Annotated in this window: 14 protein-coding genes; 11 read left to right on the top strand and 3 right to left on the bottom strand. The window is 50.8% G+C overall.

Features of this window, described 5'->3' with window-relative positions:
* Window positions 1-25: 25 nt before the first annotated feature.
* The 4 genes from MHI45_RS07075 to MHI45_RS07060 all read left to right on the top strand — a co-directional run bounded on the left by MHI45_RS07075 (window position 26) and on the right by MHI45_RS07060 (window position 5156).
* The gene (locus tag MHI45_RS07075) at window positions 26-1066 is read left to right on the top strand and encodes an NAD(P)/FAD-dependent oxidoreductase (protein WP_076108957.1); all 1041 of its coding nucleotides are present in this window, start codon (window positions 26-28) and stop codon (window positions 1064-1066) included.
* 206 nt (window positions 1067-1272) lie between these two features.
* A complete protein-coding gene (locus MHI45_RS07070; RefSeq protein ID WP_076108958.1) occupies window positions 1273-2844 on the top strand; it encodes a spore germination protein in 1572 nt (523 codons plus the stop codon).
* The gene (locus MHI45_RS07065) at window positions 2834-4042 is read left to right on the top strand and encodes a Ger(x)C family spore germination protein (protein WP_076108959.1); all 1209 of its coding nucleotides are present in this window, start codon (window positions 2834-2836) and stop codon (window positions 4040-4042) included. The genes MHI45_RS07070 and MHI45_RS07065 overlap by 11 nt, the downstream gene beginning before the upstream one ends.
* A 16-nt stretch (window positions 4043-4058) precedes the next feature.
* Entirely contained in the window at window positions 4059-5156 is a 1098-nt protein-coding gene (locus tag MHI45_RS07060) for a GerAB/ArcD/ProY family transporter (RefSeq protein ID WP_076108960.1), read from the top strand.
* A 4-nt stretch (window positions 5157-5160) separates the two neighbouring features.
* Here MHI45_RS07060 and MHI45_RS07055 read toward each other — a convergent pair whose 3' ends face one another.
* The 3 genes from MHI45_RS07055 to MHI45_RS07045 form a co-directional block, all read right to left on the bottom strand.
* Window positions 5161-5388 carry a hypothetical protein gene (locus MHI45_RS07055; protein ID WP_076108961.1) on the bottom strand — a complete coding sequence of 76 codons (228 nt, stop codon included), beginning with the start codon at window positions 5386-5388 and terminating at the stop codon, window positions 5161-5163.
* A 184-nt stretch (window positions 5389-5572) separates the two neighbouring features.
* Window positions 5573-6580: an ABC transporter substrate-binding protein gene (locus MHI45_RS07050; protein ID WP_076108962.1), complete on the bottom strand. Its 1008-nt coding sequence runs from the start codon at window positions 6578-6580 to the stop codon at window positions 5573-5575.
* A gap of 69 nt (window positions 6581-6649) precedes the next feature.
* On the bottom strand, window positions 6650-8272 hold the full coding sequence (locus MHI45_RS07045; RefSeq protein ID WP_076108963.1) for an AraC family transcriptional regulator: 1623 nt from the start codon (window positions 8270-8272) through the stop codon (window positions 6650-6652).
* A gap of 147 nt (window positions 8273-8419) precedes the next feature.
* Between MHI45_RS07045 and MHI45_RS07040 the strand changes: the two genes are divergently transcribed.
* From MHI45_RS07040 to MHI45_RS07010, 7 genes are all read left to right on the top strand, one after another.
* The gene (locus MHI45_RS07040) at window positions 8420-8779 is read left to right on the top strand and encodes a (2Fe-2S) ferredoxin domain-containing protein (protein ID WP_076108964.1); all 360 of its coding nucleotides are present in this window, start codon (window positions 8420-8422) and stop codon (window positions 8777-8779) included.
* 109 nt (window positions 8780-8888) lie between these two features.
* Window positions 8889-9827: a carbohydrate ABC transporter permease gene (locus MHI45_RS07035; RefSeq protein ID WP_038594652.1), complete on the top strand. Its 939-nt coding sequence runs from the start codon at window positions 8889-8891 to the stop codon at window positions 9825-9827.
* Between the two features lie 25 nt (window positions 9828-9852).
* Entirely contained in the window at window positions 9853-10692 is an 840-nt protein-coding gene (locus tag MHI45_RS07030; RefSeq protein ID WP_076108965.1) for a carbohydrate ABC transporter permease, read from the top strand.
* 155 nt (window positions 10693-10847) lie between these two features.
* A complete protein-coding gene (locus MHI45_RS07025; RefSeq protein WP_076108966.1) occupies window positions 10848-12242 on the top strand; it encodes an extracellular solute-binding protein in 1395 nt (464 codons plus the stop codon).
* Between the two features lie 101 nt (window positions 12243-12343).
* A complete protein-coding gene (locus MHI45_RS07020; RefSeq protein ID WP_076108967.1) occupies window positions 12344-14155 on the top strand; it encodes a sensor histidine kinase in 1812 nt (603 codons plus the stop codon).
* Window positions 14148-15761, top strand: a complete 1614-nt coding sequence (locus tag MHI45_RS07015; RefSeq protein ID WP_076108968.1) for a response regulator transcription factor — start codon at window positions 14148-14150, stop codon at window positions 15759-15761. Before MHI45_RS07020 ends, MHI45_RS07015 begins: the two co-directional genes overlap by 8 nt.
* A 32-nt stretch (window positions 15762-15793) precedes the next feature.
* Window positions 15794-17842 (top strand): heparinase II/III family protein, encoded by a 2049-nt coding sequence (locus tag MHI45_RS07010; RefSeq protein WP_076108969.1) that lies wholly within the window; start codon window positions 15794-15796, stop codon window positions 17840-17842.
* Window positions 17843-17859 lie beyond the last annotated feature (17 nt).

Raw genomic sequence — 17859 nt, 5'->3', positions numbered from 1 at the left:
CAAAAACATATACGGAGGGAAATAAATGAGCAATCAACTGGAATTATACGATGTAACGATCATTGGCGGGGGACCCGCAGGTATGTATACAGCATTTTATAGCGGCATGAGAGATTTGAAGACAAAGCTGATTGAAGCCAAGGAAGAGCTTGGGGGGAGAATGCTCATTTATCCCGAGAAAATGATCTGGGATGTGGGTGGAGTGACCCCGATCCTCTGCGGCCAATTGATTAAACAGCTGGAGGAGCAGGCCCGGACTTTCGATCCGACCATTATTCTGGGGCAGCAGATTATTGCTCAGGAGCGGCAGGAGGACGGAACCTATATTCTGACTTCGAATACAGGCGAACAGCATTGGACGCGTACGATCATTCTGGCGATCGGCTATGGTATTCTGCAGATGGCGAAGCTGGAAATTGAAGGGGCGGACCGCTACGAGGTTACGAATCTGCATTATACAGTGCAAGAGCTGGAGCCGTTCCGCGGCAAAGCGGTGCTGATCTCCGGCGGTGGCGACTCGGCAGTAGACTGGGCCAACGAGCTTGAAGGTATTGCAGCCAGCGTAACTATTGTGCACCGCAGAGAGCAGTTCGGCGGACATGAGAAGAATATCGCGCGGATGAAGGCTTCCTCCGTAGAAGTACGCGTGCCGTTTGCGGTAAGCCAGCTGCACAGCAGCAATGGAGAGACGATCGACCAGGTGACGATCACCCATATTGAATCTGGGGAAACAGAGCAGTTTGCGGTGGACGCGGTAATTGTGAACCATGGTTTAAAAAGCGATTTCGGGCCACTCAAGGAATGGGGCCTCGATATGGGCGACTGGTGCGCCAATGTCAGCGGGCGGCTGGAGACGAATCTGCCCGGTATCTTCGCCGCAGGCGATTTTGTAGATTACAGCAGCAAGGTCCGCCTGATTGCCGGCACCTTTACCGATGCCGTTCTGGCTTTGAACAGTGCCAAGCTGTACATGGATCCCGATGCACCCAAAGCAGCCTATGTATCCTCGCATAATGACCGCTTCAAGGAAAAGAACAAGGCGCTTGGCGTAAGCGATGAACACTAGCATACAACTTAATGATTGATAAATATGGCTGTCCCAAAGTAGAAGAATCTACGGCGGGGCAGCTTTTTCTGTTTCCGCATGGATAAATTCAGTAATGAAGAATGAAGGATCAGCGGCTGGAAAGCTTCATGCAGCATCTCACACATTCCATAACCTGCATAAAAAGAGAGTGGCAAGCGAATAGTAAAAGGCAGGAGGTGCCGAAGATGGCTAAACGCAACCCAGAACCCAAGCCCGCCGGGGCGCATGAAGGCAGCACTTCAAGCCCCCCGCTCTCCTTAAGCCTAGAGGATAACGTTAAAGTGATAAGGTCCAGACTTGGAAACAGCCCGGATCTGATTATACGCGAGTACGAAACAACAGATAATGCCAACCAGATGGCTGCAGCATACATCAGCGGCATCATCGACAAGGAAAGGGTAGAAGAGTTCATAACCCATGCCTTTTCGTTTGGAATTCTAAGCGAAAAGACGTCTGATGAACAGACAATCTTGGACTTGTTCGCCTATGTGCAAGAAAAGGCTCTCACTATCGGCAAAGAAAAGCTCATTAAGGATCTGAACAGTCTTCTGGAAGCCCTCATGTCGGGAGACACGGTATTGCTGTTCCATGGTCTGAAGGATGCCATCAGCCTAAGTACAAGCGGTGGTGAAAGCAGAGCTGTCACGGAAGCCGCAACCCAGGTAGCCATCCGCGGCTCCAAGGAGAGCTTTACGGAATCTCTTGGTACGAACATTGCCCTTGTGCGCAGAAGAATCAAGAGCCCTGATCTTTGGATCGAGACAATGACCCTTGGGGCTGTAACTAAAACCGATGTCACCATGATGTATATTCACGGACTAGCCCCGGAAGAGACACTGCAGGAATTCAGGAAGAAGCTTCAGGCGATCCACGTAGATTCTATTCTGGAATCAGGATATATTGAGCAAATGATTGAAGAGAACAGGTTCTCTCCTTTTCCGACGATGTACAATACAGAACGGCCGGACAGCGTGGCCGGAAATCTGCTGGAAGGCAGAATAGCTTTGTTTGTGGACGGGACTCCTTTTGTGCTGATCGCGCCTACAACCTTTCTTATGTTTTTTCATACAGTTGAGGATTACTATCAGCGGTATGATATATCGACATTAATCCGTTTACTGAGATTACTCTGCCTGGTGATTTCCTTATTTGGTCCAGCCGTTTTTGTTGCAGCACTGAATTTTCATCAGGAGATGATCCCCACACCCCTGCTGATTAATCTGGCGTCCCAGCGGGAAGGCGTGCCCTTTCCCACGTTCGTTGAGGCGCTGATGATGGAGGTTACCTTTGAGATCATCCGCGAAGCCGGCATTCGGATGCCTTCTCCCATCGGTCAAACCGTCTCGATTATTGGGGGTCTGGTTCTGGGACAGGCGGCCGTGCAGGCCGGGATTGTGTCTCCCGCCATGGTTATTGTGGTTTCATTAACGGGGATCTCCAGCTTTGCCACGCCTTCCTTTAATATGGCGTTGTCCATACGCGTACTCCGCTTTGTTATCATGTTTATTGCTGCTTTTATAGGTCTTTACGGCATAGCCATTATCAGCCTGATGCTGGTTGCCCATATGTGCTCCTTGCGTTCCCTGGGTGTTCCTTATCTCTCCCCAATCGCTCCGTTTGCGCCGGGTGATCAGAAGGACGTCATATTACGGACACCTTTGCATTTCATGAAGACCCGTAAACGTTTGATCAACCGCAGTAGTACTGAATCCGGCCAGACCGGTCAGAACCGGCAGGGAAATAACAATGAGAACTAAAATGCCGGTTCTGCTGACGGTTTGGTTGATCCTATCTCTGATCCTCACAGGATGCTGGAACAGCAGAGAATTAAATGACCTTGCCATTGTGAGCGGTATCGGAATTGATCTAACGGCAAACAACGGGGAATTCCGGGTTACCTTTCAGGTGGTTAATCCGTCGGCTTCGTCTACAAGTATGGGGTCCGGGAACGGAATGCCTGCGGTTACTGTCATTTCTGCAAGCGACCGGACAGTATTCGGGGCATTGCGCAAAGCGTCCAAGCGGGCGACGCGTCAGCTGTTTTTTGCCCATTCTCAGCTCGTTGTTGTGGGTGAATCGCTGGCCAGAAGCGGAATTGAAGGCTTGTTCGATATTTTTGAACGATCACATGAACTTCGCCTGAACTCGCCGGTGCTGATTTCCAGAAATTCAGATGCCGCATCTGTACTCAAGATTTTGACGACGCTGGAAAGTCTGCCCTCCATGGGGGTGGTTAAAAAGATGCAAAATACCTCCAGAGTATACGGAGAAAACCGGAACATGAATGTATTCGAGATCATTAACGGGATCACGGGGGAAGGGGATTTGACGATTAACGGTCTGCGCCTTATAGGGGATCCGTCCGATGGGATGAAGAAATCCAGCCTCGAACAATCAGAAACGAAGGCAGGAACAATAATGAGCGGACTGGGTGTCTTTAAGGACGATAAGCTGATTTATTGGATGGACGGGCCTGCGGCGAGGGGTACTCAATGGGTGCTTAATAAAGTCATAGAAACTAATATTGACATCGCCTCTGCTAATAAAGATGAGGATATTGCCGTCAATGTGTTCTACTCGAAGACCACTGCCAAGGTTGAAGTCAGGAACGGTATACCGGTCTTTCATCTGCATATTCGTGAGGAAGGCATTATAAATGAAACGGGAAGCTACGTGGATTTGAGCCTCAAGGAAGAAATTGTGAAGCTGGAAGCCGAACTGGAGGAAAAAACCAAGGAGGAAGTAGAACTGGCTGTACGAACCGCGCAAGCGTCTCAAACCGACATCTTTGGTTTTGGCAATGAACTGAAGCGTACCGATCCGGCGATCTGGGATAAGGTAGGGAAGGAATGGAGCACCGCCTTTGCACGAGGAGAATTGGATATTCAGGTTGAAGCTTATATCCGCAGCACCGGGATGAGGTTGAAGCCTTACATGGCTCCAGAAAAAGAATGAATGGGTGAGCAGATTCATGAGAAAAGAAGCTATCGGGCCGATTCAATTATTTTCCATGATGGTACTGTTTGAACTGGGGACGGCGATTGTGGTACCCATTGGGCTGGAAAGCGGACATGCCGTCTGGCTGTCGATCCTGATGGCTCTGCCCGGGGGGATTCTCTTATATTGGATTTACGTCGATTTGTATCTTCAATTTCCCAATATGATTATCAGCGGATACACACAACAAATTCTCGGCAAATGGATTGGCTGGCCGCTGAGTTTGCTGTTTCTTCCCATACTGCTCTATAACGGCTCCCGGAATTTGCGGGAAGCAGGAGACCTCCTCATCTCGGCTTCATACGACAGGACGCCTGTGTTTATCATTAATTCAATTATGGTAATCGCCGTAATGTATATTCTATACAAGGGGATCGAGGTGTTCGCAAGAACGTCAGAGATCTACTTCTTTATCACCATCCTTATGGGTTTGCTCTGCAACTTTGTAGTCATTGCGGCAGGGCTGACTAAGTTCAAAAATCTGTTTCCGATTCATGCCGGGGAATGGATGGAAGCACTGCGCTCCGCATACCCGAGCATATGGATTTTCCCTTTTGGCGAACTTGTCTGCTTCACGACGATACTTCCTCATCTCAACAAAACGCGGAAGGTCAGGAAGACAGGAATCGCCGCTATTCTTTTAAGCGGATTTCTGCTCAGCTTCACGCATGCTGTTGAGATGTCGGTGCTTGGAACAGACATTTACAGCCGCACAACCTTTCCGATGTTTACGACCATTACGCTTGTCAATGTGGCCAACTTTATTCAACGCCTGGATGCTTTTGTCATCCTGACCCTGATTATTGGCGTGTTTTTCAAAATGTCGATTTATTGCTATGCGGCTGTCATGATTGCGGCGGATTTATTTAAGGTTAAGGATACGCGCAGGCTGGTCATCCCGGTAGGGGTTGTGGTATTGTTCACTTCGTTTGTCAGTGCGGAGAATTACCCTGTTCATATGAAAGAAGGCAGCGTTTTTCTCAAGAATATTCTGCCCTTTCTGTGTGCTGTCATCCCGATTGTGCTGTTTCTTGTGAACAGGCTGCGGCGCAGATTCGGACTGTACCGGTAAATTATTATTTCTGCGGAGCTCTGTTCCGTTTGATAAAGCCGGCGATTGCGGCAACAATGGGCAGAGCGGCAAATACAACCATGATGAATGCTTCCTGCAGGGCAGTGGTTGCAAATACGTTATAAAAGGAATGCATCGACATCGCGAGGCTGGTGCCTGACAACAGATCGACAATTACCAACAGCGAAAATGTTAAAAAAGCTAGCAGAAAATAGATCCCTAGAACCTTCATCCGGTTGTCCTCCTTGGCGGCAAGTGTTTGAAAAGTATTGCTCTTTCGGGAACTGTAGACTAGAGGTATTATCTCCATTTCTGGGTGCGGTTAATCAGACTGCCTCCTGTATACTCCGGGCTGCGGAAGCTGGCCATAAAAAAACCGGCAGACCAGCCAATCAAGGCTAATCTCCGGCTTGTGCTTATTGTCCTTTAGTCAGCCAGTCCGCCAATTCCTCAGTCTGGGACAATACGGCAATGGGGTCATAATACCACGAACGTTCCTCTTTCCAGACATAGAGATGATCGTTTTTTACTGCAGGGAGATTGCCCCAAATAGGATCATCTTTGAAGTCCTGAACGGTGTAGTTATTATCGGTCACGATGAGATAATCCCCTGCGTACTTGTTAAGCACCTCTGACGATAATTCCGCCCACTGCTTCTCCATGATTTCGGCGGCGACTTCGGTTGGAGGCTTGCGGCCCAGCGCCTGATAGATCGGCTGTCCGCCCCGTCCGAAATTGTCCCCGTAGACCCAGGTGGTTTTTTCTGAATGCTCCAGGATACTGAAGGTTGCATCTGCAGGAATGGCTGCATCTACCTTAGCCTTAGCAGCTGCGATACGTTTGTCGTATTCGGCCAGCCAATCCTTTGCTTGCTGTTCTTTGCCCAGCAGCTCACCGAAATAAGTCAGTTCCTGATGAGCATCTTTTAGATCCCCGTAAGGTACAATGACCGTTGGCGCGATTTGGCTTAAAGCCTCATAGCTGTCGGCATTGCCGGAGATAATCAGGTCCGGATCCAGCGCGATGATTTTCTCGGGCGACATTTTTCCGTAGGTTCCGGTATCCGCCACACCTGTAAGGGATTCCTTGTAGTACATATTTTGCAGCGTCAGGCCAGGAGCACCGACGGGAATGGTGTCCAGTGCAATCAGGCTGCCCAGATATTCCTCGGCAACGATCCGCTTCGGCTGAACGGGGATTTCAATATCGCCGCTTACAGTTGTCACTGTTTTGAACGATGCCGGTGCAGTTGTTTCTGCAGGCTGCTGTGAAGGTGCCGGAGCTTCGGCAGCACTTCCTGAATTAGTTGCGGAGCCAGTGCTCTGGTTGCTGCCACAGGCTGAGACCAGAAGAGTCAGGGTCAAGAGCAGCGGGTAGACGAGCCAGCGCTTCCGGGTGTTGCTGTTATGTTGCTGGTTAATCAACTTATAGGCCTCCTTATGTAGAACGATTATCATTCTCAATTACACTTTACAGACTTCAGCCAATGAACACTATGGCTTAATGTGATCTTGTCCTATGGAAATTTGTGATCTTATTGTTCTCATCAGCGTCTTTAGCTGAGCCAATGAAGAGAGGGGATCAAACCCATAGAACATGTCCGGCTGATCGAGGAGATAGACATGCCCGCTGCGGGCTGCGTCAAGCTCCTGCCAGCGGGCGGAGCGCAGCAGGGTCTCGAAGCGCCGCTGGCCCTCAGCGGTTGAAGCGCTGCTGGTGAAGAAGATATGATCTGCCGGATAATCGGCTATTTGCTCAGCCGGTATTTCCAGATAACCACGGTTCATCAGCCCGTGCTCCATCAAGACACCGGGCGGCTGAAAGCCGAGATCGCCATATAAAATCTGGCAGCCATGGCCATAACTGCTGCTGAAGCAGTATGCGCTGCTCGTGCCGAACTCCCAAATGACGGCTGTGCCCCGTGCGCCAAGCAGCCGGTCCAATTGCAGGTTAGCTTCGTAACACAGCTGATCATAATGTCTCAACCAGGCTTCGGCCTGTGGCTGCCGGCCTGCAATCCCGGCAATCATCCGAAACTGCTCGCGCCAGTCCATTTGCATGTAAGGCAGCTCTATCACTGGAGCTACCGGCAGCAGCTGCTTGCTCTCTCCGGGGAGGTCATAGCTGATGATGACATCCGGGCGTACAGCGGCAACCCTGTTATAGAGCATGGCCGCGCTGCTGCCTTCCAGCTGAAGCTTAAGCGCAGAAGGAACCGTCTCATGACGTTCCATCCACCCGGAATACACTCCGAGCTGTGGCGTAATCTCCAGAGCCCGCAGGCTTGCGGTATGGTTAAAATTGAGGGCCACAATTCTTTTATTCTTACGGTGGTAGGCTGCAGGAGAAATACCAACGACCTGCTTAAATTTCCGGCTTAAATAGGTCCCTTCAACATAGCCGACCTCCAGCGCGAGCTGAGACAAATTCGGAGCACCGGTCAGCATCCGCTTCTGGGCTCTGCGGATGCGCTGCAGGGTTACATATTCGTTGAAGGTTTGTCCGGTAGCTTTGCGGAAGACCCGCGAGAAGTGTTCCGGGCTAACTCCTGCACGTTCGGCCATCTGACTTCTTGTGATATCCTCGGAATAATGTGCTTCTATATATTCCAGCACGCGGTCAAGCCAATGCGCCGGGGACTGGCTGTTCTCTCTGATTTCGTCATGAAGCTCAGTCAGCAATTCGGTGAATAACTGCTGTACGGTGAAAGGGGACTGAATTTCGCTCCCCTCCCAGACTCTCAGCAGGCGGGCTGCGAGTGTGCAAACCTTAGTCGAGCAATTCCCCAACGGGTGCCTGTCGTTCAGGGGATTTGTCTGATTGCTCAGCAGCGGAAATGTAGAGTATTCAATCCATACACCCTGCAACTGATGCTGCGGGCTCAGAGAAACACCGGGCTGTGTGCTGCAGCACAGCATGCTGCCGCCGGAGAGGCTAAGGCGTTCGTCTTGAATATCGATAGTTCCGCTGCCTCCGGTTACAATAACAGACAAGTGTCCGGAGGATCCGGGTCCGGGAGCAATGCTTGCGGCTAATCCGGCTAGATTTTCAACGCGTACCGGGAAGTAGAAATGATGGGGATGAGGGCGGGAATCGCCAGGTTGCCGGAGAGGCATGGATAGAATCACTCCTTTGATGTTTGATAATCATTCTCATTTGTATTATAGCAGCCTTTCCCCCTATTGACGATTGTCCGGGCAATCGGTAGAGTTTAGGAGAATTCATGTAAAGGTATTATTGTTCAGAAAGAGGTGGGAGTTTCCATGACGACCTGGAATTTGCAAGGAACAGTAAGCCATCTGCTGATCTGCAATGGGAGCAGCTGCAGAAAGCATAAGGGTGAAGAGGTTGCTGATGCAATAGAGGATGAGATCGAGAAGCAGGGCGCGGAACGGCAGATTCATACGACGGTTACCCGCTGCAACGGAAGATGCTCGGATGCCTGCGTAGTGATTTCCTATCCGGAAGGCGTATGGTATAAGGAGATTACCCCCAAATCGGCCAAAGCGCTGGTGCGCAAGGTTCTGGAAGGCGAACGTCTGGAAGACAACGTGCTCTATACTTACGATGGAGGGCTCATTGCAGCAACCGAGAAAGATGCGAAGGGCAAAAAGAAGAAGTAAAAATTACATCCAATATGATCAAAATACCGTCAAAGCGCTGGCGGTATTTTTTTTATACTAAATTTATAAACAGCGCACAACCAATAACGAAACTATTGAGGTGTTAGACATGGGACAAAACCTGGAAACTTTACCGCAACAACCGCCTGTGCGCAGCCGTAGAGCCTGGTCGCTGCAAAAGGGTGAGACGCTTTCCGGACTGCTGTTCGTAAGCCCGATGCTGATCGGGGTGACGATACTGGTGCTGATTCCGATCATCGCCACGTTATTCCTCGGATTTGCCGATTGGAACTTTGTTCAGGGCTTTGACGGCATCCGCTGGGTAGGCCTGCAGAATTTCACCAATCTGCTGCAGGACGAGATGTTCATCCGTTCGGTGCGCAACAATTTTCTGTTTCTGCTGACGGTGCCGGTGTATTTGCTGGTGTCGATGGTGCTGGCGATTCTGATTGACCGTTATGTGTATATGAAGGGATATTTCAAAATTGCCTATTTCGTTCCTTATGTGTCCATGACCGTAGCGGTAGCCATCGTATGGCAGGTGCTGTTCCAGCCCTCCTATGGACCTATTAATGAGATGCTCAAGGCCATCGGGATTGCCGACCCGCCGAAATGGATTGCCGATCCGCATTTCGCGTTGATCTCGATCATGATGATCTCTGTCTGGATCTCCATCGGCTTCAATATGATTATTTACATCGCCGGACTGCAGTCCATTCCGAAGGATTTGTATGAGGCGGCCGACATTGACGGAGCAGGCGCCTGGACAAAATTCAGACGGATCACCTTCCCGCTGCTGTCACCAACGACCTTTTTTCTTCTTGTAACCGGTATTATTGCCACTTTTAAAGTGTTTGATATTATCGCTGTACTGACGCAGGGCGGCCCCATCGGCTCAACGACAATGATGGTATGGTATTTATACGATACAGCTTTTGTAAATCTGAAGGTGGGTTATGCGTCGGCCATCGCTGTGGTCTTGTTTATCTTCGTGATGCTGATTACTTTCGGCCAGTGGCTGGCAGAGAAAAAATGGGTTAATTACTAGGGCGGCAAGGGAGGGAAGAGAAACTATGGAAATACGCACAGGCTTAGACTGGCGCAAAGTAATTATTACGGTTGTAATGTTTGCGGGAAGTGTTTTGTTCCTGCTGCCTTTTATATGGATGCTGGTAACGTCGTTCAAAGTAGAGTCGGAAGTGTTTGCTTACCCGATCCAGTGGCTCCCCAAGAAGTGGAATGCCATAGAGAATTACAAGGAAGTCTGGTTCGGGGATTACCCGTTCACTCTATATTACTGGAACTCGATCAAAGTGGCGCTGATCACGACGGCGTTGTCCTGTCTGGTCTCGGCAATGGCCGCCTACGGCTTTTCGAAGATCAGATTCCGCTCCAGCAATTTCTTGTTTATGGTCGTACTAGTGACGTATATGATTCCGGGACAGGCGATCCTGATACCGCAGTTTATCCTATACCGTAACATCGGGCTGTTTGACAGCCATTTTGGACTGATTCTGCTCGGCAGTTTCAGTGTTCTTGGAACCTTTATGCTGCGGCAGTTCTTTATGGGACTGCATCAGGAGTTCATTGAATCAGCTAAAATAGACGGTGCGGGCCACCCGAGAATCTTCTGGTCGATTGCACTTCCGCTGGTGAAGCCTGCTGTGGCTACTTATGCTATACTCCGGTTCATCTGGACCTGGAATGATTATCAGAATCCGCTGATCTTTATCCGAAGCGACAAGCTGCTGACCCTTCCGATTGCCATTCAGAAATTCACTTCCATGAGCGGAGAGTTCTATTCCCTGATCATGGCGGCCGCAGTGTCGGCAATTCTTCCGCTCATTATTATCTTTATCCTTGGCCAAAAAAGTGTTATCGAAGGAATTGCTCTTGGCGGTGTTAAAGGATAAGCTGCAAGCGGGAACTCTCCTATATTAAATAGAAGTAAAAATAATTCAATAAAAGTAAATATTGTTTCATGTGTCAAATGAAAGCGTATTCTATAATTCAGTTGTTAGTTTCATGTAAGTGAAAGCTGAAGAAAACTTTGAGGAGGGTTATAGAAATGAGAACAAAAGTATGGGCAGGAGCAATTACGGGGGTTCTGATGTTAAGCCTGCTGTCGGGCTGCGGCGGTAATAACAATAACAATGCTGCGGACGGTGGAGCAACTGCAGGCGCAAACGGGGGGGCCTCAGGCAGCACCGAGACTACCAATCTGCGGCTCTACACCTACGGTACTGAGGAGGCCTATAACTGGAAGCATACGCTGGAGGCTTATGAAGCGGCAACTCCGGGAGTGAAGATTGAGCTGGTACAGCTCAGCGAGAAGGGAGATACACAGGAGGCCTTCAAAAAGCTGGATCTGGAGGCAGCGTCCTCCGCCCAAATGGACATTCTGATGTTCAGCGATGCGGCGGGTTATGCGCAGCGTGTCGCGCTTGGCATGGCGGAACCGCTGGATGAGTATATTGCCAAGGATAACTATAAGGTGGAAGAGGATTACAAGGTGGATACCCATCTGGACGGCAAGGTCTATGCGCTCCCGGGCAAATTCAATCCATGGTATGTGCTGCTGAACAAGGACCAATTGGATGAAGCGGGTCTTGCAGTACCGGCCGAATGGACCTGGGATGAATTTGCCGACTACGCCAAGAAGCTGACTAAAGGTGAAGGCGCAGATAAACGCTACGGAACCTATTTCCATGGCCCTCAAGCCGGCGGCTGGATGGAATTCCTGAAGCTGAAGCTGGAGAATCAACCGCAGAATTCCGAGTTTCTCAAAGCCGATGGCACGTCCAATCTGGACGATCCAAACTTCAAGGCGACGCTTGAGCTGAGACTGCGGATGGAGAAAGAGGATAAATCCTCGGTGCCCTATTCCGATATGATCTCCCAGAAGCTGGCCTACCGGACGCAATTCTTTAACCAATCCGCCAGCATGATTCTGATCGGCAGCTGGATGAACACGGAAATTGGCGGTACGGAAAAGGTGCCTTTGAACTTTAATGTGGCGGTTGCCCCGTTCCCTAAGAACACTGCAGGCGATGAAAATGGTCTGACTCCGGTTACTACAGACTATGTGGCTGTGGCAGCCAAATCCAAAAACAAAGAAGCGGCTTACAAGTTTGTGCGCTGGTACACAACGGAAGGACAGCTTGTCCAAGGTAAAAACATCCCGGCCTGGAGCAAGGTGACCAGCGATCAGGTGGAAGGCATCATTGATACGATTCTCACCGGCACCAAAAATCCGGAGAAGGTGGACAAAAAGTCACTGGTAGATACTCTCGTAGCTTCAAAAGCTTCGGCGATTATTCCACCCGCTACTTACCAGGCTGAGGTCTACAAAGCGATCAATGAAGAATACGAGAAAATGATTCTCGGCGATCAGGATGTGGATACAACGGTGAAAAACGCCAAGGAGCGGGTCGACAAAATTATTGCTGCCAACAAAAAATAATTGATATAATGTTTTAACCTTATACTTCTTGCAGAAACGGATGCCTTCCTTCATACAAGGGGAGGCGCACCGTTTCTACTTGTTTCAGGGGGACATCCGATATGATAGGCAGACTGAGGGAACTTGCCCCTAAATCGATCCGCCATAAGCTGATCCTGGCAGCTGTGGCTTGTATTCTCGTTCCAGCCGCTCTGACACTAATCATTTATAATTCCTTGACCCAAGAGGCAGTAAAACGGCAAGCGGTTTCAAATGCGGAGGATTCCCTGCAGCTGGTGAGCGGTTCAGTAATGAACAGCTTGAAGGGAATGGTGACCATTGCCAATTATGTGCAGACCAATCCCGGGCTGAGAGCCTATTTCAAGCTAGTGGCCTCGGGCAATGCCAGCGGCAATGAGTATGAACGCTTTATGGACAGCAACCGGGTGCTGGAGCAGCTTGATACCCTTACGGTTGTAGGCCAGAACTGCTATGTTACGATTCTGCTGACCAACAATGCTTACTATATGAACTATTCTGTTAGCGATTACAATCCGCTGGATCTTAAGAAAAAGCCCTGGTTCCAGAAGCTGATGGAACTGAAAGGGCTGGAATCCTATTGGATCGGTGTCGAGTCTACTGATTTCTCCTATGACAAATTTGATCATCCGTATCAGTTGACCGTTGCCCGTACGCTGCGGCTGGACAGCACAGAGATTTACGGCTATGCCATTGTCACGATTATGGAGGATCAGCTCCATTCGATTTTTGGCAATCTTTCCGCCGGCCAGAAGGTGACGCTGCTGGACAGTGCCGGCATGATCGTCTCCGGTGGCGATCCCGAAAGTATCGGCAAGCCGTTTCCATACACCGCCGCTGTGGATCATCTCAAGGATTCCTCTGTGGTTTCAATAGCAGGAGAGCGGTATCTGGTCGCCCAGCAGCAGATTCCGTTCAATGGCTGGAGGCTTGTGCTGATGCAGCCGTATTCACAGAGCATCGTCGATATCAGCTCCATCTTCAACCGGGTATTTACCATACAGCTCATTTCTTTTTTTGTGTTTCTGCTACTGCTGATTACACTGGTCCGTGCCTTTACGAAGCCGCTGGTGCGCCTCGGCAAAGTGACAACGGCAGTGCAGCGGGGCAATCTGCTGGTGCGTTCGGGGGTCCGGGGTAATGACGAGATCGGGCGCTTGGGCCTGCTGTTCGATCAGATGCTGGACCGGGTCAAGGAAATGATAGCCGAAGTGTCCGATACCCAGGCGCGCAAAAGAATAGCGGAGCTCAAAATGCTCCAGGCCCAGATCAACCCGCATTTTCTCTTTAATGTGCTCAACTCGATCCGGATGAAGGTCATGAAGCGGGGAGACCCGGACAGCGCCAAAATGATCGGTTCGCTGTCCATGCTGCTGAGGATGACGATCAGCCGTGAGGAGGATGAGATTTTCCTGCATGAGGAGATCGATCTGGTCTCCCATTATGTCAGCTTGATGAATCTGCGCCAGAAGGAAGAGGCTGCGCTTCAGCTGGATATTGATCCGGAAGCTTTTCTCCTTAACGTGCCGCGTTTCTTTCTTCAGCCGCTTGTCGAGAATGCGCTCATTCACGGCCTCAGCCAAAAGCCGGGAACGATCAGCATCCGGGCAGTCGTGGAAGAGAAGTTCATCGTGCTCACGGTTGAGGACAACGGGCGGGGGATGGACAGCAGCGAATTATCCAGCCTTACCCGCAAGATAAGCTTGGAAGCGGAGAGCCTTCCCGGCAAGGCGGAGCTTAAGGGCTCTTTTTCCGGCATGGGACTGCATAATGTGGTCGAGCGGATGAGAATTCTTTTTGGCGGGGAATTTGCTATTGAAGTCAGCAGCATAGCAGGGGAAGGGACAGTAATCAAGATGTTTATTCCGCACAGGGAGGTGATCCGGGATGTATAAAGTCATGCTGGTGGATGATGATTATCCTGTAATTGAGCTTTTATCCGAAAGTATCCGCTGGGAGGAGCTTGGCCTGTGTCTGATGGGGACGCATGAGAACGGCTGGAACGCCTGGGAGCATGCCCGGCTGGAGATGCCGGATATTCTGATTACGGATATCGGGATGCCGCGGATGAACGGACTGGAGCTGTCCTCACGTATGAAGGAGCTGAAGCCGGAGGTGCGGATAGCCATTCTTTCCTGCCACAACGAATTCCAGTACGCCCAGCAGGCGATGAGGCTGAATGTGCAGGATTATTTGCTGAAGGATGCGCTGGACCCGGAGGATCTGGTGCAGCTCCTGCGCAAATTCAAGGAATCGCTGGATGAGGAAACCAAAACAGGCTGGGAGAATTCCCGGATCAAGCATTTGTTCGGGGAGACCCGGGAGCTGCGCAAGGAGCGGAGCATCAAGAATTTTATCCACCAGCCGCTGCTTTCGCCGGAGAAATGGATGGATGAAGCTGCCGAATATGGATTGTTCCAGAATGGAGAAAGCTGCCTGCCGGTGATCGCCTATCTTGAGGACTACCGGCATGTGAAATACCGCTTCTCCTCGGATCAGACCCTGCATTTCGCCGTGTGCAATGTGATGAATGAGGTGCTGGACGGAATGAAGCCGAGAGGGCTGTATGTCGGTTACAATGTGAAGTCTTCGTTCCTGTTATTCTCCTATAAGCCCGGTCTTCAGGGCAATATTTATGCTGAAGCCGCCGCCGGTCTGAAGATGATCCAGTCTACCTTGTTCAGGGTGCTGAAGATTCAAATGTCCTTCATTACAGGGGAAGGGACCGGGTCGCCGGAGGGCCTGAAGCAACAGCTTGGCCAACTGCTGGCGGGGGAAGAACAACGTTTCTATCTGGAGCAGGGGGAGATTGCGAAGCGGAAATCCCCTCAGTCTCCGGTTAGCGGCCACACCAACAATCTGTTCGCCCATTATGACCAGGCCAGTATGGAGCTGAGAGAGGTGCTGCTGGGCAGGTCCGGTGATTTGTCGCACCTAATAACGGATAAATGGATAGCGCAGATCCGGCAGGAGAAGTATGCACCGGAAGTGGTCAAGGATTGGACGCTGAAGCTGCTGCTCGATCTGAAACTGAAGCTGCATTCCCTGCAGTCGGTCCGGCCTGCTTATTCGGCGGATATGCTGCATAAGGAGATTGTGGATATTGATTCACTGCCTGCCCTGCGGGAATGGCTCGATAATCACCTGAAATCCATCGCCCGCGCCAAAGGAGCGGGTGCCGGGGCAAGCAAACGGGCCGAGGTGATGGAAGCCTGCCAGTATGTCTCCCTGCGTCTGGGCTCCAGAATCAGCCTGGATGAGGTGGCGGATCACTTGCACCTGAATTCCAGCTATTTCAGCAGGCTGTTTAAGAAGGAAACCGGCACTACTTTTATCGAATATGTAACCAAGCTGAAGATGGAACGGGCCAAGGAGCTGCTGGACGGAACGAACTCTACGGTCGGTGAGATCTGTGAGCAGCTTGGGTATGACAACCAGAGCTATTTTATTAAAACATTCAAGTTGCATGCCGGAGTTACACCCGTGGAATACCGGGGCTGAACATTCAGGTGTGCCAGGAAAGGCGGCGTAATATGCAAAGGGTTGAACTGCATCACATTATTGCAGCGATGGAACCGTCAGATGTCCGGTTGTATTATCCTGACGGCGATCAGAAGACATTCTGGAGCCATGTGCTGGAATCACCGCTATACCGTGATGAGCTTGCGGAGATCCGCCGGGAAGGCGAACGGCTGAATGATGTTCCTATTCCTGAGCTTACGTATCAGCTGTTCTCCATCTATGCCCGCACGGGTTCAAGGCTGGAATATGAGCGGGTCTATTTCGAGCGCAGGCGAATACTGAATACGGCTGTTCTGCTGGCGCTGCTGGAACCCGGGCAGGAGAAGCATTTAACGGCAGTGTGTGAGATTGTGTGGAGCATCTGCAACGAATATACCTGGTGTCTCCCCGCTCATCTGGGAGACACCGGCATCACAGAGACGATTGATTTGTTCTCGGCAGAGACAGGCTTTGCACTCAGCGAAATCAATTGTCTTCTTGGCGAACGGCTGCCTGCCCTGCTGCAAGCCCGGATCAAAGAAGAGGTAGATAAGCGGCTGTTCGTGCCGTACTTAACCTGTGGACCTTATCATTGGGAGACTTCCACCCATAATTGGTCGGCAGTTTGTTCCGGCTCTATAGGCTCGGCGGCACTTTTGCTGATGGAAGATAAGGAAACGCTTACTGAGATCCTGTTCAAAGTGCAGGGCAGCATGAAATATTATTTGCAGGGCTTTGGTGAAGACGGCGCTTGTCTTGAAGGGTTGGGGTACTGGATTTACGGGTTTGGCTATTTCGTCTACTATGCCGATCTGCTGCGTCAAAAAAGCAGTGGGCAGCTGGACTGGATCCGGCGTGAGAAGGTAGGCAGCATCGCGGCCTTCCAGCAGAAATGTTTTCTCGGCGGGCAGCTTGTGGCGAACTTCTCCGATTCGCTGGAGTCAGGCCATGTGTTTCTCGGACTCAGCCATTATCTGGCTTCTACGTATCCTGAAGTGGAGGTACCTCCGTTGTCGCTTAGAGCCGCTTACACTGAGGATCACTGCAGCCGTTGGGCTCCTGCTCTGCGTAATCTGATCTGGCGCAAGCCGGAGGAAGGACCAAGAGATTGGGGCAACGCCAGCTATTATCTTCCCGATGCACAGTGGCTGTTGTCCCGTCATTCGGGAACGGATGGCGGTTTCGGGTTTGCTGCCAAGGGCGGCAACAATGACGAACCTCATAATCACAATGACCTCGGGGGATTTATCCTGCAGGGAGAAGGGACGGTATATATTTCTGAGCTGGGCAGCGGGGAATACACTTCAGGTTACTTCGGAACAGAGCGGTACTCCTATGATTGCAACGGTTCTCAAGGCCATAGCGTGCCAATTATAAACGGGCAGTACCAGGTTGCGGGAGCGGAGGCTTATGTTGAAGTTCAGGAAGCGAAGGCCGGGGACGGCAGTGATGTGCTAGAGCTTGATTTGACCCGGGCCTACCGTGTTGGCAGCCTGGAGGGATTAACACGCCGTTTCGAATGGGAGACAGGTGTTAATCCTCCTGTACTTGCGATGACTGATGAGTTCCGGTTTGCGGAAGCTCCAGCGGCACTGGTTGAACGGTTTATTACCTTTATTCCGCCTGTTCTGGAGGAAGATACGGTGCTGCTGGAGAGGCAGGGAGAGGGAGATGGGCAGGGACAGGCAGAGGCAGATGGAGATGGAGATGGAGATGGAGATGGGCAGGCAGATAGACAGGCAGATGGAGGAGCAGATGGGCAGGCAGATAAGAAGGCAGATAGAGAGGAACATGGACAGGCGGATGAACTAGCAGATGGGCAGGCAGATGGACGAGCAGATGGGCAGGCGGATGGACGAGCAGATGGACAGGCACATGGACAGGCACATGGACGAGCAGATGGGCAGGGGCAGCGTGGGCTGCGTATCAGCTATGACATTGCGGCGCTGAAGCCCGAAATCTCCGTGCATAGCTATAACGACCATTTCGGTAAGGTGAAGACTTGGTATAGTCTGGATTTTTATGCCCGGAACCCGTGTAAGCATGAAAAATATCATTTTGAATTCAGATTCCTGAACTAAATAAGCTTTCAACCGCG

This window comes from Paenibacillus sp. FSL H3-0321 (genome assembly GCF_038002865.1).
Taxonomy (GTDB): Bacteria; Bacillota; Bacilli; order Paenibacillales; family Paenibacillaceae; genus Paenibacillus_AQ.
The sequence above is the reverse complement of the archived record's forward strand: the minus strand, read 5'-3'. Positions and strand labels throughout refer to the sequence as shown.